A 21,611-nucleotide genomic window follows, 5' to 3' on the forward strand; every position below is an offset into this window, starting at 1 on the left:
AATAACTCTGACAACAAAGGAAGAAAGATATTCCAATCCATAACGGCATCCAAACGTTCTAAGGGATTGCCTTTCTCTGATAGTTTTGACAAGATTTTTTCATCGTCTGTGAATAAATGCATGACAGATCTCCTCATTACTTTTTATTCCCCAATTATCTCATTTTGGGGAAATTTAGGAAGTTTTTAGAGGTCCCCAAAAAAGAAAAAATCATGACTACTCGCTGGACGAGTGATCACGCTTCTATAAAAGTGTCAGAGATGACTTTTCAGTGGGCGCATTTTGTCCCAGCCCCTTTTTGGTATGGTATGCTTTATACTCCCCAATAAAAATCAAAAGTGATAACCTCATCATTAGTCAGTCTCCTATATTCACTTTCTCTCGCTATCCTTATCTACTTATGCTATACTATTAGAAAAGAAAATATGGGTAGGAGACACTATGGACATTCGGGAATATCAGGATTGGGTCAGTCGCTTTTACAAGGAGCGTAATTGGTATGCCTACAATCCTTTCATTCGGGCAAATTTTCTCTGTGAAGAGGTGGGAGAATTGGCGCAGGCCATTCGAAAAATGGAGATTGGGCGCGATCGACCAGATGAGCCCGTCAGCAATCCGGAAGAAAATCTCCTCCATATTCGCGAGGAGCTAGGTGATGTCCTAGACAACCTCTTTATCATCGCGGATAAATACCAGATTTCTCTCGAGGAAATCATGGCAAGTCATAAACGAAAACTAGAAGAGAGGTTTAAGGAAGCATGAAAGTAACCGTCTATTGTGGAGCAAGTTTGGGAGAGGATACCGTCTATCAAGACGGAGCAATTGCTCTCGGAAATTGGATTGCCGAAAACGGGCACACACTCGTCTATGGTGGTGGAAATACAGGACTGATGGGGGTAATTGCAGATACTGTTCTAGCACACGGCGGTCAGGTCATTGGGATTATTCCAGAATTTTTGAAAGAGCGTGAACTCGCTCATCCTCATCTATCAGAGCTTCGTACGGTCGATACGATGTCAGAGCGCAAACTGGCCTTGATCCAAGAGGCGGATGCCTTTATCGCTCTTCCTGGAGGTCCGGGTACCTTGGAAGAAATCAGCGAGGTCATCTCTTGGGCAAGGATTGGTAAAAACGACAAACCTTGTATCCTCTTTAATAGTGCAGGCTACTATCACGCCTTGGAACAATTCTTTGATACCATGGTAAGCGCAGGTTTTTTAACCCAAGAAGACCGTGAAAAGACCCTCTTTTCCGACAATCTGGAACAAATAGAACAGTTTATCGCGACCTACCAGCCGCCCACTGCGCGTGAATATCGAAAATAAGAAATAGACTAAAAAGCCCCAGTAGAGGTTTTTAGCCTATTCTCCAAAGGGAGCCGTATCTGTAACCACTTAAAACCGGAACAGCTACGGCTCTTTTTTCCGAGTTTTAGTCCAAGTTCAATTATAAGATACAAGAACGTTTGACACACGTCCTACCCATTTTATCTCCAAGCTTAACAGTCCAGCGGCAAAGCATCCCCCTCGAACAAGCTCGTCGTACCAGCTATCGATACTTAAAGCCATTCAGCCTCTTCTAAAACGTTCTTAGTCCAATAACCATGTCTCCCAGTCTTCCAGTAGGCCTTTCTTGGAAATTTTGGAAACATGATGGTTATGAGCGACGTAAAAGCAAAGTGGCGCCAGCTTCCATTCATCTTGGCAGGTAATCCCTATACGGGGACGGGCGGCAATATTGCAGGGCATAGCACCGGGTTTCACTTGTAGGCGGGAGTTCGGCATATAGTCTCCATCAAACTGCATGGAAATCCCTGTTTGACGTGTCATTTTTCCCGGACCATTGCCAAGAATTTGTCCGTCTGGCATTTGAAGCGCCCGAATCAAGACGGCTTCCGCCTCATTTTCAGGCTTGGTCACGAGGTTTAAGAGGGCATAGCCATACATCTGATAGACATACCAATGTCCCGCTGCTAAGTACATGGAGGCATTTTTCTTGCTCCGTCTGCCACGCGCACTATGGCAGGCGCTATCCTCACTTCCAAGATAGGCTTCCACTTCCACAATTCGTCCTAGTAGTTGCTCGTCCAGATACAGATCCATACCTAGCAGGGCTTTGGCCGTCTCAACTGTATCTGTCTTCATCATGATTTCAAATTCCTTGGCTAACATGCTTTGATTATAGCATAAAGTAAGAACAACTCCTATTGATAGTCTGCCCCAAAGCAAAAGGATACTCTGCTAGTTATTGAGTATGTTTTCACTCACCTGCTCGTGAGACCCATGTGTTGTGGAACTACTGTCACATTCTATGCTTATCTGACGGATACCGTAGTCCTGTAATCTGATGCGAACCAACCGCTTGCTTTCGCGCATATCCTCTCCATCTTTCACTTGAATGTGCACCATTGCACAATGTTCTAAGCCGTCCAAGGTCCAGACTTGTAGCTGCAAGACAGCTTCAAGAGCCGAAATAGTCTCCAATTCCTGTGCCAGTTTTTCCCTATTGATTCCTTTCGGTGTCGCTTCAAGCACCAGCTCTATATTTTCCCAGAATTGCCCCAGCGCCTTATATGAGATAAAGCCAGCAATAAGCAGAGAAAAGAGGGGATCCAAGATATACCAGTCTGTCCATTGGAAAATAGCAGATAGCACTAGCACCAGCAACCATCCTAATAGGTCTTCAAGAAAATGTAGACTAAGGATTTTTTCATGTTGGCTATGACCTTTTTCCATCATCCATTTGCCCACAAGATTCACTGCAATGGCACAAAGCGCAAGGACAAACATACCTTGGTGATCTACCTTTTCTGGTGCTAATAGCTTGGGGATATTTTCACGGATCACAAAGAGCGAGCCCGTGATCAGAATGATGGACACAAGGAGCGCTCCCAGTAGGCTATACCGTTTGTATCCCAAGGTATAGCGGTCATCTGCTTTCTTTCTTGCATAGGATTCAAAGAGAGCAGAAAGCCCGATCGCAAGGGCATCTCCTGCATCATGGACAGCATCAGCCAGAATGAGACTGGAGTGAAAGAGAACTCCAAACACTGCTTCCAAGATGGCAAAGCCAAGATTTAAACAGCAGGCGATCCAAATATTCTTATGGGTAGACATAGTCTTTTCCTCCAAAATGATGTATACTATGGTTAAAAACGAACAGCTTGTTCGATAATATTATCCATCATTCTAGAGAAAGAAACAAGGTACAGATTGGTCTGGGTGTTTGTTATCAGACAATCTGCCTTATTTGTACGAAAACTATGGACAGACGAATCAAAAAATCACGCGCAGCTATTTACCAAGCCTTTATCCACTTGCTCAACCAGCAGCACTACGATACGATTACAGTGCAGCAGATTATCGATTTGGCAGATGTGGGGCGCTCAACGTTTTATAGCCATTTTGAAAGCAAGGAGATATTACTGGAGGAGGTCTGCGAGGACCTCTTTGCCCACAGCTTTGCCAAACCTCATGCCCAAAGCGATATTCATGGAACCCTTGCCCATATCTTCTACCATTTTAAACATAACCAAGACAAGGTTGCCACCCTTTTACTGTCTAATAATTTATATTTTACAAAACGTCTCAAAACAGAGTTGCACCGCTATGTCTTTCCACTTGTCCGCACACCGCTCATCCGCCAAAAACAGCAGATTCCTGAAAGTTTTTTAGAACATTTTGTCTCAACGACCTTTATCGAAACCATTAACTGGTGGTTGCAGCAACGGCAACTGATTGATGAGCAGACCATTGCCAGCTACTTCTTAGAAGTGATTGGTAGTCGTTCTCCCTATGCGCTTGATCAGGTAGCCGAACACAAGAAATCATAAAAAGATGAATTTTCTCTGTAAAAGCCCTTACATTTTCTGACTTTTTTTGGTATAGTATAATAGATTGTGATAAAACTATCAAATTAAATATGAAGTTGGTATCTATTTTGGCAACACAAGATCAAACCCTAATGTATACGCTTGATAAAAGTATCAAGAAAAAAGCAGCTTTGATTGAAAGCAACTACTGGGCCTATGCGCTACGCTCTATTTTTGCAAGCGTCTATTTGGCGCTGGGGATTACGATTTCACTCTATACAGCAGATAAGTTGGAACATGTGGTCCCCGGGCTAGGAAAATTTAGCTATGGCTTCCTGTTCGGCTGGGGGCTTCTCATGATTCTCTACATGAATGCAGAACTGGGAACCTCCAATATGATGTATATGACGGTCGCTATCTACCGCAGGGTTATTCCGACCAAGACAGCCCTGAAAATCTTAGCTACCTGTATTCTCTTTAACTTTGTTGGAGCGGTACTGATCTGCTTCTTGTTAAGCCACACGGTTCCTTTTTCAATCGGGCATGTGGCAACTGATAGCTATCTGATACAAGGCACGATTGCAAAAATCGCGAAAGCACCTCTGACCCAGTTTATCGAAGGGATTTTCGCTAATATGGTCGTCAATATCGCTGTCTTTGCCTTTCTGAAAATAAAAGACGATGCTGGAAAAGCCATTTCTGTCATTTTCATCATCTTTATCTTTGCTTTCTTTGGCTTTGAACACGTTATTGCAAACTTTTCAAGCTTCTCGCTTGCTATCTTTGCGACAGGTGGTCCCGTTGAAGGCATGAATATCCTATCTGTCCTATCTAATTTCCTCTTCTCGGGTCTAGGAAATTTTGTCGGTGGCGGCTTGATCATGGGACTGCTTTATAGCTGGTTGAATGCGCAATCAACTGTCTATGTGGACTAACAATTACAGTTTATACTCGTCAAAAACCATTATCTCTCCAGTTCCTTTTTATGGAAAAAAATGAATAGGAGTTCGCGATTGCGGACTCCTATTTTTGGTATAGTTTCTAACTCAAATCTGCTTCTTATACAAAGACAAACTGCTTGAGGTAGCTGTCAGTTTTAACGGGCTTTGTATTTTGAAATTGAACTAACAGCTCGGAAAAAAGAGACGTAGCTGTTCCAATTTTAATTGGTTACAGATACGGCTCCCTTTAGGGGGGACGCAACAGTTGCAACTTTAGTTACTTCAACAGTCTGGGGGGATAGACTGTTGAAGGTTGGAGATAGAACGAGTGCAACTCGTGTCAGCTGCGGCTACCTTTAGGGATAAACATTCCTAGCTCTCAAGGTATAGTATACCTTGAGAGGCGGGAAATAGAAGTTTGCGAAGCAAACTCTCTCCAATCTCTGCGTCATGTTTCCTAATTTTCAGTCGCTTTTTTTACGTCCTCGTATCTTGGGTAATTGAAATCGAACTAACAGCTCGGAAAAAAGAGACGTAGCTGTTCCAATTTTAATTGGTTACAGATACGGCTCCCTTTAGGGGGACGCAACAGTTGCAACTTTAGTTACTTCAACAGTCTGGGGGGATAGACTGTTGAAGGTTGGAGATAGAACGAGTGCAACTCGTGTCAGCTGCGGCTACCTTTAGGGATAAACATTCCTAGCTCTCAAGGTATAGTATACCTTGAGAGGCGGGAAATAGAAGTTTGCGAAGCAAACTCTCTCTAATCTCTGCGTCATGTTTCCTAATTTTCAGTCGCTTTTTTTACGTCCTCGTATCTTGTTTAACTGAACTCGGACTACAACTCACTGACAAAAAGATCAAACTCATTGATTGCAAGACAATCTGCTTCGTTTGCCTATTTTGTCTAGGAGTTGTTTAACGTCCTCGTATCTTAGATTCCCATCATAATTTGCCCATTCTTTGCTGAAGAAGGCTGGATTTAGCTGGTAGGTCGGGGCTGGTTGGGGATTGGCGACAAAGGGATCAACGACCTTGTCAAATTCGAGCCAACCGAGCCAGCCCATGTGAATGGTATCCTGCATAAAGTAGGGTTTGCCACCATCTTTTGAAAAATCAGCAATGTTGGTAAAGCCCTGACTTTGCAATTGATACTTAATCTTTTCAACAGTCTGCTGGTACATACCCTCACGTAGACCGGTATATGCCATCCACTTGGCATTCACTGGCGGAATAACGAAGAGGACGTTGGTCTTTGATTGGGCAAACTGATGTAGGACTAGCTGCAAATCATTATATTCAGGAGACTTGAGATAGGATAGATTTTTCTGGCTTCCCTCTAATTGCTTGATTTTTGACTTCAATCGTTTCTTGTAAAAGCGGTCGTCAATACCTAAATCATTGGTCTTTGTATGTTCTTTCGCTTCTTGAATGGCAACTTCCTCAAGGGCTTCATAGGAAAACTCTGCTGGTAGCTGTTCCAATTCTGGCAAGACACGGCGATCATAATGATGATTATAGCTAGGGATCAAGCTACTAAAGAAAATATCCTGACGCTTATTGACACGCGCCATCAACTCAAGCAACTGATTTTCCGACGCAGATAGGTCTGTCCCATCTGCCACTTTCTTGACAATATCTGCCATGGTAACATTGGGATAGAGCTGCAAGAGCCGCTCTGCTGCATGATGGGCTGGTAGATCACCTGCCTGTTGTGTCAAGAAGCTGGTCAACTGGTCGCTGTTGAAATACTGCTGAAAGGCACTAGCATCATAGCCCGTCTTGGTAAACCACTGGGGGGATACGACATAGACAACCGTGTTATTTTCAAGTTCTGGCAACATCTGCTGCATGCCAAAGTATTGGTTGAGTGAAGCTGCACCACGTTGTCCCAACAAATACGGACGATAACTGCGGTCATACTTCTCTGCCAAGACAGATGGGTGCATACTATCAAAACGCAACCACTCGCTCGAGCCAAAGAAAGGAACAAAACGGTAGTCGGGATCTGTCAGTGCTTGAACTTTTTGCAACCGTCCCTTAAAACTGGTGGCGGTCAGTGTCACAGCAGAGCGCTTTTCTGCCTCAATATTGTGGCGAAGCTTGGTCGGATAAAAAACGAGCAAGAGAAGCACCAACACGGCTGCACAAAAGACCGGGCCTAAGATCAGCCACAGACGCCTAAGCATTTCTCAACTCCGCAATTCCTTCGATTATTTTCTGAGCCGTATTCCAATCATCACGTCCAAATTCAGACACAGGTACGCGGATGTCAAAACGAGATTCAATTTCAACAATCAGCTCCACCGTTCCCATACTGTCTAAAACCCCCGCATCAAACAAGTCTTCATCCATCATGTCTGATACGTCTTCCATAAACAATTCATCAATAATTTCAATCACTTCTGCTTTAATATCCATAGAAAACTCCTTTTATTTCTTAAACCATAGGTCATTTAAAAATCCTGAAAAGATTAAAAATGACAGCATTACAACATGGACAGTCACTAGCGTTCCTAGAGCTTGTGTCCAGCGATTGTCAGGCAGGGGTGCCAGTCCTGCTTTTTTTCGTTCCTTATTGAGCGCTTTTTTCTTGCGAATCCAAGCGTCATTGACAACTAAGCCCAGACCATGAAAGAGACCGTAGGCGATATAGTACCAGGTCACACCATGCCACAAGCCCATCAGTAACATATTGAGCAAGTATGCCACACTCGACGTTGTATTGCGGTTTTTAAAGACCTTATTGCGCATCAATACCATGACCAAGCGCATAAAGACAAAATCACGGAACCAAAATGATAGGCTGATATGCCAACGATTCCAAAACTCCTTGAGGTCACGTGACAAGAAGGGCTTGTCAAAATTTCGTGGACTATCAATCCCCATCAGATGGGAAATCGCAACAGCGAACATGGAATAGCCTGCAAAGTCAAAGAATAGATCAAGACCAAAGGCATACATGACACCCAAAGTCGGTAGATTAAACCAGCCTCCCTGCGATAGGGCATACTGCTTGAGCGGTGGCAAAATCATGGAACCAAAGATGTGGGCTAGGATAAATTTATATAAGAATCCCAGCATAATATAGCGCACAGCCACTTCAAGCATATCGAGTAGCTTATCGCGATCAGGGATCGTTCTATAATTCTCCTCAAACCGGCGGAAGCGATCAATCGGACCTCCAGAGAAAGTCGGCATAAAGAGTAGAAAGCGTAAGAATGCCCCAAGACTAAAGTCCTTTAAAACACCGTCTCGCATTTCAATAATCATTCCGACCGAACGGAAGGTCAGATACGAAATCCCTAGAAAACCAAAGAGCGATTGGTGACCTGAAATGGTAGGCATGACCTTGACCAAGGCTAGGGGTAGGACTGCTAGTAAAACATGGAGATAAAAGATCCATTTATTGTCCTTCTTCGCCCGATACCATTTATAGCTAAAGACCCAGCTGGACTGCCAGGTCACATAAAAGAAGAGAGCTACGAGTTGGGCAGGGCTATCCCCGGTCAGCATAAAGATGATAAAAGCAAGACTCACCAATGCCTCATACCAGGCAAAACGCTTCTTGAAAAAGAGACCGATAAAAATGGGTAACACTGCTGCAATCAAATAGACAAAGTACCGGGGTTCCCCATAAGGTTCCAAATGCGGTACTTGCTTGAGAAAATCCATCATCGGTTATTTACCTCGCTAATCAAGCCCTTGATGTCGATCTTCCCATTTGGTGTCAAAGGCAAGTTCTCCCGATACAGGAATTTGGACGGCATCATGTAGGACATCATGACAGTTTCCAAGTCTTCCTTGATGGCCTTGGTAATATCGATATCACGTTCAAACTGTTCGCGCACCCCCTCTTTCAGAATCACATAGGCTAGCAGATTTTGTACCTTGTGATCCTTGTTGTAGCGCGGGACAGCGACAGCAGACTTGATATATTGCGACTTATTGAGATTTTGAGAGACATCTTCTAGCTCTATGCGGTAACCGTTGAATTTGATTTGGAAATCCATTCGACCGCCATATAGAAGCAGTCCATCTTCTGTCATCGAGCCTACATCTCCTGTATGGTAGGCTGGTAGTCCCTCAAACTCAAAGAAGGCTTCGGCTGTCTTTTCAGGGTTGTTTATATAGCCTTTAGAGACCGCAGGACCCGTGACGATAATTTCTCCCTGCTCGCCAAAGGGCAATTTATTCCCATTTTCATCAATGATAAAGGTTGGGGAATCCTCTTTGGTATAGCCGATTGGCAGGCGCTTGAGCGTTTGCAACATCTCATCTGTCACCGCTACTGCTGAAAGCGCAACGGTCGCCTCGGTCGGACCATAGGCATTGATGATCCGTGCATTCGGAAAGCGTTCGCGGAGCTTTTGAGCTGTTTTAACCGTCAACTCCTCACCATCAAAATAGAAATGCGTGATGTGTGGCATCTGCTCAGCATTAAAATCTTCCGATAACATCGCCAAGTCAGCAAAAGAGGGTGTTGAAGTCCAAATGCCTATCGGCAATTCTAAAATCGTCGCAAATAATTTTTTGAAGTCCTGCGCCATGCTGCTTGGTAGCGCAAATAGGGTGCCCCCTAAGGCTAGAGTTGGTGCCCAATACATGACGGAGAGGTCAAAGGAATACGGAGGCTGTGCCAACATCTGGGGTAGGCTGGGTGTCGCAAATTCCTTATCCCTAATCATCCAGTTGGTAAAGCTAAGCAGGTTGTCATGGGAAATTTGCACGCCCTTGGGCTTACCTGTTGTACCAGAGGTGAAAATAATGTAGTAGTTCTCATCTCCTTTAACCGCATGCGTGATGTCGTAACCCGTTTTTTGTGCAAAGGTATCCTTAAGCTCCGAGAGACCTAGCAGAGGTATTGCCACCTCCAAAGGAAAATCAGCAATCCCGATAATCAAGCTGGGTTCTGCTACCTCTAAAATGGCCGATATACGCTCCAAGGCAGAGTGGCTGTCTATCGGAATATAGGCATGACCAGACTTGGTAAGCGCCACAAAGGTCGCAAGCATTTCATACTCTTGTCCGCCGAAGACAACGACTGGAGATTTTGCCGGTAAATCAAGGCTGTCAATCTTTGCTGCGAGACTATCCGAATCCTCTTTTAAATCTCGATAGGTATGCACTTCACCCAAGATATTATAGACGGGAAAGTCGGGTTGGGTCGTTGCATACTGCTCAATTGTTTCAATCATATCCTTTATCATCAATTGTGTCACCATTTACCTCTAAAATTCATTATAAATAAAGCCACCTTGTCCTTGTCCAAGGTAAGAGAAAAAGTACAATAGGGCTAGAAAAATCACGAAGTACAGTAGGGTTTGTCCTACAAACTTACATAGGGTTTGACGCTTCTTCATTTCAAATCACTCTTCTATTCAAAAATAGTTACTCTATTTTACCATGTTTTATGGGAAATATTCAATTATAAAACGATTGCCCATAACCTTCGCAACAATTCTCTTTTTGTGACCTTGCATTTTCATATAAAAAAGCCTATAATGACAAGACCTAGTTGTTTCGTTTCTCTTAAACACACCCTAAACTCTGCACAAAAACTGTGTTACTTTTAGCTAATACAGTTTTGCCTAACTTTTTTAGTAAATAGACTGAAAACCTCCACTGGAATTTTTTGCTCGTCAAATTTCCTAGTTTGCCTTATCCGTAAGCGGGCATAATCCGAAGTGATTGTTAATACCTTAAAGGGCACATTTGGGGTCTTTAACAGGCTTTGTATCTTGGAATGGGGTTTGGGCTAAAAGCAAACGAAACGACCGTATCAACAAGGAGGTTAACCCATGAAAAAACTTAGAAAAAATGCCCATATTCGCATTGTCAGTCCATCGTCATCGATCGAGCGAATGGGCGGCTTTGACGCTAATCGTGCAGCAAAAGATCGTTTGGAAAGTCTTGGTTTTCAGCTCTCATTTTCAAGACATTACAACGAGCATGATTTGCTCGATTCTGCCTCTATCGAAAGCCGTGTAGCAGACTTGCACGAGGCCTTTTTAGATGATAGTGTGGACATGATTTTAACCACAATCGGTGGGTTTAACTGCAATGAACTCCTCCCCTACCTAGACTATGACTTAATCAAAACGCATCCCAAACCCTTTTGTGGCTATTCGGACACCACAGCCCTACTCAACGCTATTTATGCTAAGACAGGGCTTCAAACCTACATGGGTCCTGCCTATTCGAGCTTCAAAATGGAATCCCTTCAAGATTACCAGACCGAGAGTTGGCTGAAAGCCTTGACCCAGACTTCCTATGACTTGACCCCGAGCAAGGAATGGGGAAGCAATGCCTGGTATCTCCCTGATGCAGAACTAACCTTCCACAAGACCGAGTGGAAAGTGTATCACCAAGGACAAGCCGATGCCATTGCTCTCGGCGGCAATTTATCAACCTTCTCACTTCTACGTGGAACACCCTATGCACCAGAGGAAAACAATTACCTCTTCTTCTTAGAAGAAGCCGAAGAAGATGATTACTACAACTTTGACCGAGCGCTAGCCGCCCTTCTCCAAGCCTACCCAAGGCCAAAAGCTGTGCTCATCGGGCGTTTTCCCAAAGAATGTGGCATGACCGAAGAGTTGCTGCTCTATATCCTAGATAAATACCCTGTACTAGAGACCATTCCGGTCATCTACGATATGGACTTTGCCCACACCCAACCCCTTTTTACTATTACAATCGGAGCAAGAGTTCGGGTAGACACCCAGACCATGACCGTGCAGGTTGAAGAAGATACGAGGGCGTGAAAAAAGCGACCGGAAATTAGGAATCTTGACGCAAAAGCAACTGCTTCTAGGAAAGATTGTCTATTTTTCGAGCTGTTAGCCCGAACTCCATTCCAAGACACAAAGTCCGTTAAGAACTCACAACACAGAATCGTACATAAAAAACCAGTCCTATCTTATTGAGGACTGGTTTTGATATAAGACACTTTATTCCGCCATCTTTCTACTTCCCATCCTGTGCTTGCGCTGGACGGAAAATGAGGAGAGCAAGTATCATAAAGCCGACCAGAAATAGGCTCAATATCGCCACTTGGTGACTAATCTGATTACTCATAGAAATAGTTTGACGGAGACCAGAGACCGTATAGGTCATTGGCAAATAGGGTTGAACCTTTTGGAAAAAGTCTGGACTTAGTTCAATCGGATACGTTCCTGCGCTGGAACCCAACTGCAACAGCAAGAGAAGCAAGGCTGCAAACGAGCCCAAGTGGTTGTTCCAACCAAGCAGGGCTGTGACCAATGCCATGAAGGTCCACGCCGCAAGGAGAATCAGACCAAGGGTCGCAAGAGGATGACTTGGTTCAATCCCAATCACACGAAGCAAGCCGTACAATATCACACTGGCCAGTGTGGCAATCATCCCATTGATTGCTAACTTATTCACTGCCCATTCTGAACGTGACTCATACTCTTTTCCATCAATGCGCTTGGCAAAAATGACATTGGTTGAAAGCGCCGCGACCATCAAGGCAACCGACACCATGTAGGGCGCCATCCCCACCCCATTGGTTGGAACCTTGTCAGCATCTCGATGAGATAGTGTGACAGGTTTTGATACCCTATCTGCATTTGTCGGCTCAACAAAAACAAGAGATAATTGCTCATGCGCTTGACTTAAGGAGCCCGCTAAGTTATCCGTTCCTACTTGGAGTTTATCAACCCCAGTGACCAGTTCTTGCCCACCATTTTGCAATTGTCCTGCACCTGCCTGCAACTGGCTCGAACCATCAGCTAGTCGTCCTGCACCTGTTACAAGACTAGCAGAGTTGCTCTCTAGGGTGGCAAGGCCAGATGCCAATTGATCCGCTCCTGCCATGACCTTGGCATTGTTTGCAGCCAGTTGGTTCGCCCCACTACTCAATTGGGAAACTGCATTCGTATAGAGGGTCACACCTTGAGCGAGGCGATCACCACCACTGGTTAGCGCCAACTGCAACTGTCCTACTCCACCTGATAAGACTTGGCTACCTGACGCTAATTGAGTAAGAGCGCCGTTTGCTTGACGGATACCGCCCGACAATTCTGTAATAGCCGTAGTAGCACCAGGTAAGGCTTGATTGGCACCATCCGCTAATTGTTGCACTCCTGCTTTCAAGCCTGACACCTGACCTGCCATCTCACCCGCGCTTCCTAAAGCAGTGAGGGTGGTTTGCATGCTAGCGAGTTCTTGTAAAATCACCTGTGCCTGTGACACAGTCGAAGATGGGCTTGTCTCAATAGCTGCCACTAATTCTGCCTGTTGTCCAGCATCCATAGCCTGATAGGCAGCTGTTGCTTGCAAGGCTGCTATACTCGCTTCCTTATCTGACTGGCCAGCAGCAATTACCGCCTGCGCTTGCGCTCCAATCGTCTGCATACTAGCTGTAATCGCTCCTGTATCAAGGCTTGGAACAGTCAAAGCCGACACCTGCCTATTCAAGTCATTGATTCCTGCCTGCAGACTGGAAAGCCCTTGAGTCAAAATGGCTAGGTTTTCCTCCTGCTCTTTTGACGAAGCTGTTGCACTAGCTAATTGAGACAGAGCATTGCTCATTTGATCAGCACCATCAACTAACTCTTGGATCCGGTCTTGACCTGCCTGTAATTGCTTGACCCCCTCCTGTAATTCAGCTGACTTGCTGTCGAGCTGGCTTGCTCCTCCAGCTAGGTTTGCTACACCGGTTGTATAAGGCAATAATCCACTCTCCAAACTAGCCCCTCCCGTTGCTGCCTTGCCCACACCATCCGTATATTGAACAAGACCTGACCGAAGCTTACCTGCCCCGTCTGACAAGGTTTGAGTAGCCCTTGCAAGCGTCCCTATCCCATTTACTAAGGTCTGCCCACCTGTTGCAAGAGCCTGACTTCCTTGGTTGAGCTGACCTGCCCCGTCCGCAGCTTGCCCTAAGCCATCTTGCAATTGTGACATACTCGAAAAGACCGCCCTCGTGTAGGTTTGGGTGATATTTTCGGACACGGATTCTTGCAGCTTATTCATGGCTGACTCGCCCATTTTAGCAGCGACAAAACTATGCCCCTTTGATGTCTGATATTCGATTTTCAATTGCTCAGGCTGATCCGTCAAAAGGGTCGCAGCTTTTTGTGATAAATCCGTTGGCAAGGTTACCACCATATAATACTTCCCTGCTTCCAAGCCTTTTTCCGCATCTTTCCTTGATACAAAATGAAAATCAAGACTCTCACTTTCTTTCATTGACGCTACCATGTCCTGCCCAATCTTCAAGTCTTTTCCTTGAAATTCAGACGGTTGATCCTCATTGACCACCGCCACAGGCAACTGTTTGACATTGCCGTAGGGATCCCACATGGAGGTTAAAAAGCTCAAATTGTAAAGAGCAGGAATACAGGCAACCCCTATCATTACCACCCACAGGCTTGGTTTTTTTAAGACATACTTCAATTGTTCTAACATGATCTTCTCCTTTACACCCTATCAAAACAAGATCTAGCCAGCTTTCCTATTCTCAATGATAAAAATCAAGAAAAAGCTAGATCCTACTAACCTCACCCGCTTGAAAACTTTCAAAAAAGTGAGAAGCACGGTCAGATTTGCTTGTTGACGAGTATTAGACACCCTGTCCAAAATGTGATATAGTGTATATTATACAAAGCTAGAAAGCAAAATCAAGTTTCAAAAAGCATTTTTAGACAGATTGTCCAAGAATGTACAAAAGGAGAATCATGGGGACAGATACACGACGCGAAGAAACCAAAAAGGCTATCTTAGAAGCTATGGTGACCTGCTTGCAGCACCAGCAATTCAATGAGATTACTACCACCCACCTCGCCCAGACAGCAGGCGTCAGCCGCTCTGGCTTCTACACCCACTATCGGGACAAATACCAGCTGATTGAAGCCTACCAAGAGGCGCTCTTTATCGAGATTGAAGATATCGTTAGCCAGTATGAACGCGGTCGAAAAAAGGTTTTTCATGAAATCTTCGTCCTCCTCTCCCGTGAACAGCTCCTATCTGCCCTTCTCACCCACAATGGCAGTCAGGAAATTCAAGCCTTTCTCATCAATAAGGTCCGCCTCTTCATCAACAACGACCTAGCAGACCGTATCGGTCTTGATCCCCTATCTGACACAGAAAAAGACTACCGCAGCATTTACTTCGCCCACGCCTTCTTCGGCATTGTCCAAGCCTGGATTAACAAAGGAAAAACCGAATCCCCAACCGAAATGACCGAATTAGTCTTAAAACTATTACCGTAACACAAGATACGAGAGCGTTAAGCGAGCAAAGCAAAAATAGGAGTTTTGACGCAGAACTATAAGTTCTAGGAAAAACTATCTTTTTTGCACAGCTCGTAGCTCGAGTTCAGTTACACAAGATACGAGGACGTTAAGCAACTCCTAGACAAAATAGGCGGCCGAACAGAAGCTTTAGCTTCGTAGTGAGACCCCCACAAAGGCAACTAGATTGGCGTGTTAGCGACAATCAGATGCCTACTGTGATGTCTATCTAGGCTTACTCAACTTTCTGAATACGCTTTGTCAGCGAGTTGTAGTCCGAGTTCAATTAAACAAGATACGAGAACATTTGACACGAGCACTGCTCGTTTTATCTCCAACCTCCCACAGTCTATTCCTAGACTGTTTGACACGAGTACTGCTCGTTTTATCTCCAACCTTCTTCAACAGTCTATTCCCAGACTGTTTGACACGAGCACTACTCGTTTTATCTCCAACCTCCCACAGTCTATTCCTAGACTGTGGGAGCGAGCAAAGCAAAAATAGGAGTTTTGACGAGTGAAAAGCTCCTGTGGAGGTTTTCATCCTATTTCCTAAAGAACCATCATCAGCTAAAACTGAAACAGTCATCGCTCTTTTTTGCACAGCTCGTAGCCCAAGTTCAATTATACAAGACCAGTTAACGAAGTAATAAAAATATAAACTAAATGACTATACCAACTAGCAGGAACTAAAAAAGCCTTACCACATCAGGATAAGACCACTTCTTCAATCACTTGAAAGACGCCCGAGGCATCATTAGACGGAGCTTGAAATTTAGCTGCCTGATAGACGCTCTTAGGACTACCTGCCATCGCATAGGAGTAACCTGCATAGGCCAGCATCTCCAAATCATTGTCACTGTCACCAAAAGCCATGATTTCAGACGCTTCTATCTGCCAACGCTTGGCGAGAAAATCAAGCGCAACTCCTTTATTAACGTCTGGTTGTACAATATCAATAAAGTTAAAACCACTCGACACTGCACGCGCCTTCCCTTTTCCTCTTGCATTTAAGTCTGCCACCAGAGCCTGAATATCCATTTCCGGCACATCCAAGGTCAAAATCGTCACCTCATCATCTGGTAGATCCCTCAAATCCTCAATTTCCTGCCACTCATAATTGTGCTTGGTAATCAATCGCTTGAAATCCTCAGGTGCATTCCGAGAAAAATAGAGGGCTTTAAAACCACTGATAGAACAACGATCTAAAAGATTTTTCTCTGCCACTAAGGCAAGCAAGTCCGCCACCGTTTCTGCTTCAAAATGATAGGCTGCAATCCGCTCTCCATTTTCTACAATAACAGATCCCACCTCCGACACAATAGTCATCTGGTCATGAAAATCCGGGAAAAAAGATTTGATTTGCTGATACTGATTGCCAGAAATAGCTGCCACACGGATGCCACGTTCTTGCAGTTGCTGCCAGATACGCGCAAAACGCTGCCGATCATAGTCATTTTGCGAATTTAAAAAGGTTCCATCCATATCAAAAGCGACTAACTTAATCTTGGCTTGTTGCATCTTCTTCTCCCTTTAAATATTCTTCTATCACCACCAGAACCCCTTGGTCAACATGCGAGGGTGCAAGGTTGTCAGCTGCTACTTTGACCCGATCCGTCGCATTGGCCATGGCGTAGGAATGCCCCACATAGGATAATAATTCCAAATCATTGTCGCTATCGCCAAAGGCAAGCACATCCCGAGCCTCTATTCCCAGTCCGTGCAAAATCTGCTCCAAGCCCCAAGCCTTATGTACACCTTTGGGCAAGATACTCACCGAACCATAGCCGCTGGTCACAGCAAGCACCTGCTCACCAAACACTTGGTTGCAGTCTGCCACCAGTCTATCCACTAGCTCCTCTTTCACCCAAAAACCTGCATGGGTAATAGTAGTACCAGAAGGTATCTCACGCAAGTCTCTCAGACGGGTAATCCTATCCCAAAAGGCCTGCAATTGCGCTGCTGTAATAGCTATATCAGTCCCAGCAAAAGGTTGAGGAGCACGTTCATCTATGTAAATAGTTCGGTCGCTTGAAACCATTAGACAATATTCTGCCGCTTTCTCCCTGTAATATTCAATTAGGTTTTCGACGACACTGGGCTCTAAGGTCTTACGAAACAGCACCTCTCCCTTATGGTAAAACAGACCACCATTTTCTGCCAGAAACATGACGCGATCCTCAAACCCTGCAAAAAGAGCCAATAAACGTTGCAAGCCATTGCCACTTGCTACGATAAAAGGAATGCCCTTTGCTTCTAAGCGCACGAGAACCCGCTCAAACCGCTTACGATCAAATCCTCCACGATCATCTAAAAAGGTTCCATCCATATCCGTTACAACTGCTTTTATTGTCATTGTTTATCCCCTTATTTCTGACATCACCAACTCAAGCCCATAAAATCTTTCATCTCTTGATAGGCAAGATCGATTCGCGCCTTGGTTTCGTCATCTAGTAAGTGGCGATGTGCTCCCCCTTCAATGAAATCCTCCAGTACAAGGGTTTGGTAGGTGAACAAGTCTGTCCCCTCTTTAGGAAGTCGACTGACCCAGGTCGGATGCCCCTTCGCCATCTGAATCCGCGTTTTCCCATCTTTCTTTTCAAGTGTCACGTCCATCAGAACCCCACGCTCGGTCCATTGAGCGTTCGCAACACCCTCCATGGTCTCTATACGCTGGTTGGATAGGAAATTCCCCATTGAATAGACAATCAGCTTGCGCTCCCCATCTTTTTCAAGGATTTCTGCTGGCTCTGCCACATGGGGATGTCCACCAAAGATGATGTCTGCTCCCCAGTCCACCATTTGTCGGTAAAGGCTGACCTGTTCTTCTGTCGGCTCTAGCTGGTATTCTACTCCCATTTGCGGCATGACGACTGTCAGATCTGCCTCTGCTTCTGCTCGCTCGATTTCTTCCTTCATCCGCTCGAGGTTTAGGTCAGACATATAGTTTCCATATTCTTCTTGGGATAGGTTGGTCTCCATACCATTGAAGCCGTAGGCATAGGCAAGAATCGCTATCCTAATCCCATTGACTTCCTTGATATAAATAGGTGCCCTTCCTCGATTGCCATCACGGTACACACCCACTGTATCCACACCAGCCTGTCTAAAAGCATCAACTGTCGATATTAGACCTGGCAGGTGTGAGTCGAGAATGTGATTGTGGGCTAGATCAACTACATCATAGCCGGTCTGCTGAATAGCAGTGACAACTGATGCAGGGGCATTAAACAAGGGATAGCCAGCCAAGGGGTAGTCCGCCGAAATCGTGCCCTCAAAGTCTGCTATTGCAAGATCCGCCTGCTCAATCCAAGGTTTGACATAGGTAAAATTATCCGTAAAATCATACTGACCATCCGGCTTTAGGGCGCTCTGATAGATCACATCATGGTAGAGTAAGTCCCCGTGCGCCATCACTCTTGCAGTCTGAACCCCTTGCTCCTGCCTTATCGGCTCTTTTACTCCTGCTGAAGTTGTACGAGTTGTACTAGAAGAGGAGCTCTCTGGATTTGCAAATGAAAAACGAGACCAAAGAGCTGTCCCACCATAGACAACTCCTGCTAATCCAGCCACTAGCAGTGACAATAAAAGAATGGAACCAACCCATCTTTTCTGTTGCTGCCGCCTACGCTTACCAATACGATTTTGTCTTCTCCTCATCATATCCTCCTCCTTTCTTCCAGTATACGCTATTCTTACTGAAAAAGCTAGGCATCCTCTATGAAAAACGGGTGAAAATTCCTTGATTTTCACCCGTTCATTCTAAAAGCCATCACACTAGCTCAAACAGCCTGGGAAGAGACTGGGGGAGGCGGGAAATAAAGAAAACGAGGGTTTCGTCAAAAATCGCAGGTAGCCATACTCGTCGAAAATCAAATAGATAGATGAAATGACTATCATTGCCCCTTTTTTAAACTTCTATTCTGCGTCCTCACCGATTAACGGTAGTTCAACATCACATCTTCTCTAGTACGGCTGCGCATTCTATCACCATACATCCAAAGTTAATCTAGGTATTGCACTTTCCCGCGGAAATCCTCTAGGCTGTCATAGCCTTTTTCTACCATAATGGCTTGTAATTCTGCTGTGATGCGCTCAAAAGCTCCAACACCTTCCTTATGAAGAGTAGTTCCTACCTGTACCATGCTAGCCCCGCAAAGAATATGCTCAAAAGCATCACGCCCCGTCAAAACACCACCTGTTCCGATAATCTGAATTTCTGGCTTTAACCGCTGGTAGAAGGCATGGACATTCGCCAGAGCTGTTGGCTTGATATACTCTCCACCGATCCCACCAAAACCATTTTTAGGACGGATTACCACCGACTCATCCTCAATGTAAAGCCCATTTCCAATCGAATTGACACAGTTGACAAAGGCAAGCGGAAATTGGTTAAAAATCGCTGCTGCCTGATCAAAATGAGCCATATCAAAATAGGGTGGCAACTTAATGCCCAAAGGCTTGGTAAAGTAGCTGAAAACCTCTTTCAGAATCCGTTCTGTCGTCTCAAAATCATAGGCAATCTGAGGTTTTCCTGGCACATTTGGACAGGACAGATTCAACTCCGTCAAGCCCTTGAAATCACTTTTTTCAACCTTTTTCAAAATCGTATGCGTCTCTTCTTGAGACAGACCGACAAGCGATAAAAAGAAAGTCCGAGTTGGCTCTTTTTCCTGCAAATCCAAGAGATAATCCAGATAGTAGTCCAAGCCTTGATTTGGCAAGCCCATCGAGTTGATGGAGCCGAGCGGCACATCTTGATAGCGCGGCTCTGGATTTCCGACACGCGCTTCTAAGGTCGCCGTCTTGGTGACAAAGGTTCCTGCTTGTGAGTTTTTCACTTCCTCCAACTCCGCAATGGTCATGCAGGCAACTCCTGCTGCATTCATCAGGCAGTTTTCAAAGCTAACTCCCGCAATTTGTGTCTTGGTTGATGGCATACTGTCCTCCAAAATCCTTATTTTATCCATTTTATCATAAAATGGTGCTAAAAAATAGCCTTAGTCCCCCTTTTTCCTTGTCACAAAAATTGTCAGAATTTTTACTATTTTGCTTTACATTTTCACCACTTGGTGCTATAATAGCAAGCGTGAATATTAAATTGTCTGAAAATTTAATATTTAGACCCATGCACCCTAACACTCAATCTCTGATCAGCTTTCCCATTGGAAAAGAGCGACAACAAGAGAGGAGAATGTTGGGAGTATCATTCCAATTAGAAAAGGTGACATTATCTTATGACAACTGCAAAAGAATATATCCAGCAATCATTTGAGGCTGTAAAAGCACGCAACCCACATGAAACAGAATTTTTACAGGCTGTTGAGGAATTGTTCAACACCCTTGAACCAGTTATCGAAGCACATCCAGAATACATTACTGAAAACATTCTGGCACGCATTGTCGAACCTGAGCGCGTCATTAGTTTCCGTGTACCTTGGACAGATAAGGACGGAAAGGTCCAAGTCAACCGTGGCTACCGCGTTCAATTTAATTCAGCAGTCGGTCCTTACAAAGGCGGACTTCGTTTCCATCCAACCGTTAACCAGTCCATCTTAAAATTCCTTGGATTTGAACAAATCTTCAAAAATGTCTTGACTGGTCTACCAATCGGTGGCGGTAAGGGGGGATCTGACTTCGATCCCAAAGGCAAGACTGATGCAGAAATCATGCGTTTCTGCCAAAGTTTCATGACCGAGCTTCAAAAACATATCGGACCATCCCTTGATGTGCCAGCTGGCGACATCGGGGTCGGTGGGCGCGAAATCGGCTACATGTATGGCCAATACAAGCGCCTCCGCCAATTCGATGCAGGTGTCTTGACTGGTAAACCTCTCGGCTTTGGGGGTAGCTTGATTCGTCCAGAAGCAACTGGTTACGGTCTTGTCTACTTCACAGACAATATGCTTCAGGCAAATGGTCAATCATTCAAAGACCAAACTGTTCTGATTTCTGGTTCTGGTAATGTGGCGCAATTCGCCGTTCAAAAAGCAACGGAACTTGGTGCCAAAGTCATTTCCGTATCTGATTCAAACGGCTATATCATTGATGAGACTGGTATCGACTTCGATCTCCTTTGCGACATCAAGAACAAGCGCCGCGCTCGTCTGACAGAATATGCTGCTGAAAAGGCAACTGCTACTTACCACGAAGGCTCTGTCTGGTCTTATGACGGAAAAGCAGACATCGCCCTTCCATGTGCAACTCAAAATGAGATTGACGGTGAAGCTGCTGCTCGCCTCGTGAAAAATGGTGTTTACTGTGTTGCCGAAGGTGCCAACATGCCATCTAACTTGGATGCTATTCACACTTACCAAGAAAATGGTGTCCTTTACGGACTAGCCAAGGCTGCTAATGCTGGAGGTGTTGCCGTATCTGCACTGGAAATGAGCCAAAACAGCCTCCGCCTCTCATGGACAGCTGAAGAAGTGGATAGCCGCTTGAAGGACATCATGGCAAACATCTTCAATACTGCAAAAGAAACAGCTGAAAAATACAACCTTGGCAAAGACTACCTTGCTGGCGCTAACATTGCTGCCTTTGAACAGATTGCAGATGCAATGATCGCACAAGGCTTGGTATAAGCCACAACCCTGTA

The 21,611-nt window shown here is 44.9% G+C and carries 19 protein-coding genes and 1 pseudogene; 7 read left to right on the forward strand and 13 right to left on the reverse strand.

The genetic code is table 11. The features are described 5' to 3' along the window. Window positions 1-122 (reverse strand): annotated as a pseudogene (locus BU200_RS10880) (IS5/IS1182 family transposase); the annotation flags it as partial. Window positions 123-441: 319 nt separating this feature from the next. Between BU200_RS10880 and BU200_RS01625 the strand changes: the two are divergent. Further along, a complete protein-coding gene (locus BU200_RS01625) occupies window positions 442-762 on the forward strand; it encodes a MazG nucleotide pyrophosphohydrolase domain-containing protein (protein WP_075098498.1) in 321 nt (106 codons plus the stop codon). Then, window positions 759-1,325 carry an LOG family protein gene (locus tag BU200_RS01630; protein ID WP_075098499.1) on the forward strand — a complete coding sequence of 189 codons (567 nt, stop codon included), beginning with the start codon at window positions 759-761 and terminating at the stop codon, window positions 1,323-1,325. Before BU200_RS01625 ends, BU200_RS01630 begins: the two co-directional genes overlap by 4 nt. A 264-nt stretch (window positions 1,326-1,589) precedes the next feature. On the opposite strand, the gene BU200_RS01635 is transcribed toward BU200_RS01630, so the two are convergent. Both BU200_RS01635 and BU200_RS01640 read right to left on the reverse strand, forming a co-directional pair. Then, entirely contained in the window at window positions 1,590-2,171 is a 582-nt protein-coding gene (locus BU200_RS01635; RefSeq protein ID WP_075098500.1) for a DNA-3-methyladenine glycosylase, read from the reverse strand. A gap of 69 nt (window positions 2,172-2,240) precedes the next feature. After that, window positions 2,241-3,116 carry a cation diffusion facilitator family transporter gene (locus tag BU200_RS01640; RefSeq protein ID WP_075098501.1) on the reverse strand — a complete coding sequence of 292 codons (876 nt, stop codon included), beginning with the start codon at window positions 3,114-3,116 and terminating at the stop codon, window positions 2,241-2,243. Window positions 3,117-3,262: 146 nt separating this feature from the next. On the opposite strand from BU200_RS01640, the gene BU200_RS01645 reads away from it, so the two are divergent. Together BU200_RS01645 and BU200_RS01650 are read left to right on the forward strand one after the other, a co-directional pair. Next, complete coding sequence (locus tag BU200_RS01645; RefSeq protein ID WP_075098502.1) at window positions 3,263-3,832, forward strand: TetR/AcrR family transcriptional regulator; 570 nt, start codon at window positions 3,263-3,265, stop codon at window positions 3,830-3,832. 89 nt (window positions 3,833-3,921) lie between these two features. Then, the gene (locus BU200_RS01650; protein ID WP_244912626.1) at window positions 3,922-4,746 is read left to right on the forward strand and encodes a formate/nitrite transporter family protein; all 825 of its coding nucleotides are present in this window, start codon (window positions 3,922-3,924) and stop codon (window positions 4,744-4,746) included. Between the two features lie 872 nt (window positions 4,747-5,618). Here BU200_RS01650 and dltD read toward each other — a convergent pair. The 5 genes from dltD to BU200_RS01675 are packed head-to-tail and all read right to left on the reverse strand — an operon-like array spanning window position 5,619 to window position 10,115. Continuing rightward, on the reverse strand, window positions 5,619-6,941 hold the full coding sequence (gene dltD, locus BU200_RS01655; RefSeq protein ID WP_075098503.1) for a D-alanyl-lipoteichoic acid biosynthesis protein DltD: 1,323 nt from the start codon (window positions 6,939-6,941) through the stop codon (window positions 5,619-5,621). Next, the gene (gene dltC / locus BU200_RS01660; protein WP_075098504.1) at window positions 6,934-7,173 is read right to left on the reverse strand and encodes a D-alanine--poly(phosphoribitol) ligase subunit DltC; all 240 of its coding nucleotides are present in this window, start codon (window positions 7,171-7,173) and stop codon (window positions 6,934-6,936) included. Before dltC ends, dltD begins: the two co-directional genes overlap by 8 nt. Window positions 7,174-7,185: 12 nt before the next feature. After that, window positions 7,186-8,430: a D-alanyl-lipoteichoic acid biosynthesis protein DltB gene (gene dltB / locus BU200_RS01665; RefSeq protein ID WP_075098505.1), complete on the reverse strand. Its 1,245-nt coding sequence runs from the start codon at window positions 8,428-8,430 to the stop codon at window positions 7,186-7,188. Then, on the reverse strand, window positions 8,427-9,977 hold the full coding sequence (gene dltA, locus BU200_RS01670) for a D-alanine--poly(phosphoribitol) ligase subunit DltA (protein ID WP_425328993.1): 1,551 nt from the start codon (window positions 9,975-9,977) through the stop codon (window positions 8,427-8,429). The genes dltB and dltA overlap by 4 nt, the downstream gene beginning before the upstream one ends. A gap of 6 nt (window positions 9,978-9,983) precedes the next feature. Beyond that, on the reverse strand, window positions 9,984-10,115 hold the full coding sequence (locus tag BU200_RS01675) for a teichoic acid D-Ala incorporation-associated protein DltX (RefSeq protein WP_075098506.1): 132 nt from the start codon (window positions 10,113-10,115) through the stop codon (window positions 9,984-9,986). A gap of 438 nt (window positions 10,116-10,553) precedes the next feature. Between BU200_RS01675 and BU200_RS01680 the strand changes: the two genes are divergently transcribed. Further along, window positions 10,554-11,519 (forward strand): S66 family peptidase, encoded by a 966-nt coding sequence (locus BU200_RS01680; protein WP_075098507.1) that lies wholly within the window; start codon window positions 10,554-10,556, stop codon window positions 11,517-11,519. 202 nt (window positions 11,520-11,721) lie between these two features. On the opposite strand, the gene BU200_RS01685 is transcribed toward BU200_RS01680, so the two are convergent. Beyond that, on the reverse strand, window positions 11,722-14,190 hold the full coding sequence (locus tag BU200_RS01685) for a YhgE/Pip domain-containing protein (RefSeq protein WP_075098508.1): 2,469 nt from the start codon (window positions 14,188-14,190) through the stop codon (window positions 11,722-11,724). Window positions 14,191-14,459: 269 nt separating this feature from the next. Here BU200_RS01685 and BU200_RS01690 point away from each other — a divergent pair, with 269 nt between their 5' ends. Then, complete coding sequence (locus tag BU200_RS01690) at window positions 14,460-14,993, forward strand: TetR/AcrR family transcriptional regulator (protein ID WP_075098509.1); 534 nt, start codon at window positions 14,460-14,462, stop codon at window positions 14,991-14,993. A 728-nt stretch (window positions 14,994-15,721) separates the two neighbouring features. On the opposite strand, the gene BU200_RS01700 is transcribed toward BU200_RS01690, so the two are convergent. The 4 genes from BU200_RS01700 to BU200_RS01715 all read right to left on the reverse strand — a co-directional run bounded on the left by BU200_RS01700 (window position 15,722) and on the right by BU200_RS01715 (window position 19,953). Further along, on the reverse strand, window positions 15,722-16,534 hold the full coding sequence (locus tag BU200_RS01700; RefSeq protein WP_075098511.1) for a Cof-type HAD-IIB family hydrolase: 813 nt from the start codon (window positions 16,532-16,534) through the stop codon (window positions 15,722-15,724). Further along, complete coding sequence (locus tag BU200_RS01705; RefSeq protein WP_075098512.1) at window positions 16,515-17,369, reverse strand: Cof-type HAD-IIB family hydrolase; 855 nt, start codon at window positions 17,367-17,369, stop codon at window positions 16,515-16,517. The genes BU200_RS01700 and BU200_RS01705 overlap by 20 nt, the downstream gene beginning before the upstream one ends. A 23-nt stretch (window positions 17,370-17,392) precedes the next feature. Beyond that, on the reverse strand, window positions 17,393-18,673 hold the full coding sequence (locus BU200_RS01710) for a CapA family protein (RefSeq protein WP_075098552.1): 1,281 nt from the start codon (window positions 18,671-18,673) through the stop codon (window positions 17,393-17,395). 344 nt (window positions 18,674-19,017) lie between these two features. After that, window positions 19,018-19,953: a dihydroorotate oxidase gene (locus BU200_RS01715; RefSeq protein WP_075098513.1), complete on the reverse strand. Its 936-nt coding sequence runs from the start codon at window positions 19,951-19,953 to the stop codon at window positions 19,018-19,020. Between the two features lie 297 nt (window positions 19,954-20,250). On the opposite strand from BU200_RS01715, the gene gdhA reads away from it, so the two are divergent. Beyond that, window positions 20,251-21,597: an NADP-specific glutamate dehydrogenase gene (gene gdhA / locus BU200_RS01720; protein ID WP_075098514.1), complete on the forward strand. Its 1,347-nt coding sequence runs from the start codon at window positions 20,251-20,253 to the stop codon at window positions 21,595-21,597. Window positions 21,598-21,611: the final 14 nt, after the last annotated feature.

Source organism: Streptococcus acidominimus (assembly GCF_001921825.1).
In the GTDB taxonomy this organism is placed as follows: Bacteria; Bacillota; Bacilli; order Lactobacillales; family Streptococcaceae; genus Streptococcus; species Streptococcus acidominimus.

Coding starts and splice junctions, on each gene's coding strand:
- BU200_RS01690 (WP_075098509.1), top strand. CDS start 14,460: ATGGGGACAGATACACGACGCGAAGAAACCAAAAAGGCTATCTTAGAA.
- BU200_RS01675 (WP_075098506.1), bottom strand. CDS start 10,115: ATGAAGAAGCGTCAAACCCTATGTAAGTTTGTAGGACAAACCCTACTG.
- dltC (WP_075098504.1), bottom strand. CDS start 7,173: ATGGATATTAAAGCAGAAGTGATTGAAATTATTGATGAATTGTTTATG.
- BU200_RS01635 (WP_075098500.1), bottom strand. CDS start 2,171: ATGTTAGCCAAGGAATTTGAAATCATGATGAAGACAGATACAGTTGAG.
- gdhA (WP_075098514.1), top strand. CDS start 20,251: ATGACAACTGCAAAAGAATATATCCAGCAATCATTTGAGGCTGTAAAA.
- BU200_RS01680 (WP_075098507.1), top strand. CDS start 10,554: ATGAAAAAACTTAGAAAAAATGCCCATATTCGCATTGTCAGTCCATCG.
- BU200_RS01715 (WP_075098513.1), bottom strand. CDS start 19,953: ATGCCATCAACCAAGACACAAATTGCGGGAGTTAGCTTTGAAAACTGC.
- BU200_RS01650 (WP_244912626.1), top strand. CDS start 3,922: ATGAAGTTGGTATCTATTTTGGCAACACAAGATCAAACCCTAATGTAT.
- BU200_RS01645 (WP_075098502.1), top strand. CDS start 3,263: ATGGACAGACGAATCAAAAAATCACGCGCAGCTATTTACCAAGCCTTT.
- BU200_RS01710 (WP_075098552.1), bottom strand. CDS start 18,673: ATGAGGAGAAGACAAAATCGTATTGGTAAGCGTAGGCGGCAGCAACAG.
- BU200_RS01625 (WP_075098498.1), top strand. CDS start 442: ATGGACATTCGGGAATATCAGGATTGGGTCAGTCGCTTTTACAAGGAG.
- BU200_RS01685 (WP_075098508.1), bottom strand. CDS start 14,190: ATGTTAGAACAATTGAAGTATGTCTTAAAAAAACCAAGCCTGTGGGTG.
- BU200_RS01700 (WP_075098511.1), bottom strand. CDS start 16,534: ATGCAACAAGCCAAGATTAAGTTAGTCGCTTTTGATATGGATGGAACC.
- dltD (WP_075098503.1), bottom strand. CDS start 6,941: ATGCTTAGGCGTCTGTGGCTGATCTTAGGCCCGGTCTTTTGTGCAGCC.
- dltB (WP_075098505.1), bottom strand. CDS start 8,430: ATGATGGATTTTCTCAAGCAAGTACCGCATTTGGAACCTTATGGGGAA.
- BU200_RS01630 (WP_075098499.1), top strand. CDS start 759: ATGAAAGTAACCGTCTATTGTGGAGCAAGTTTGGGAGAGGATACCGTC.
- BU200_RS01640 (WP_075098501.1), bottom strand. CDS start 3,116: ATGTCTACCCATAAGAATATTTGGATCGCCTGCTGTTTAAATCTTGGC.
- dltA (WP_425328993.1), bottom strand. CDS start 9,977: ATGGTGACACAATTGATGATAAAGGATATGATTGAAACAATTGAGCAG.
- BU200_RS01705 (WP_075098512.1), bottom strand. CDS start 17,369: ATGACAATAAAAGCAGTTGTAACGGATATGGATGGAACCTTTTTAGAT.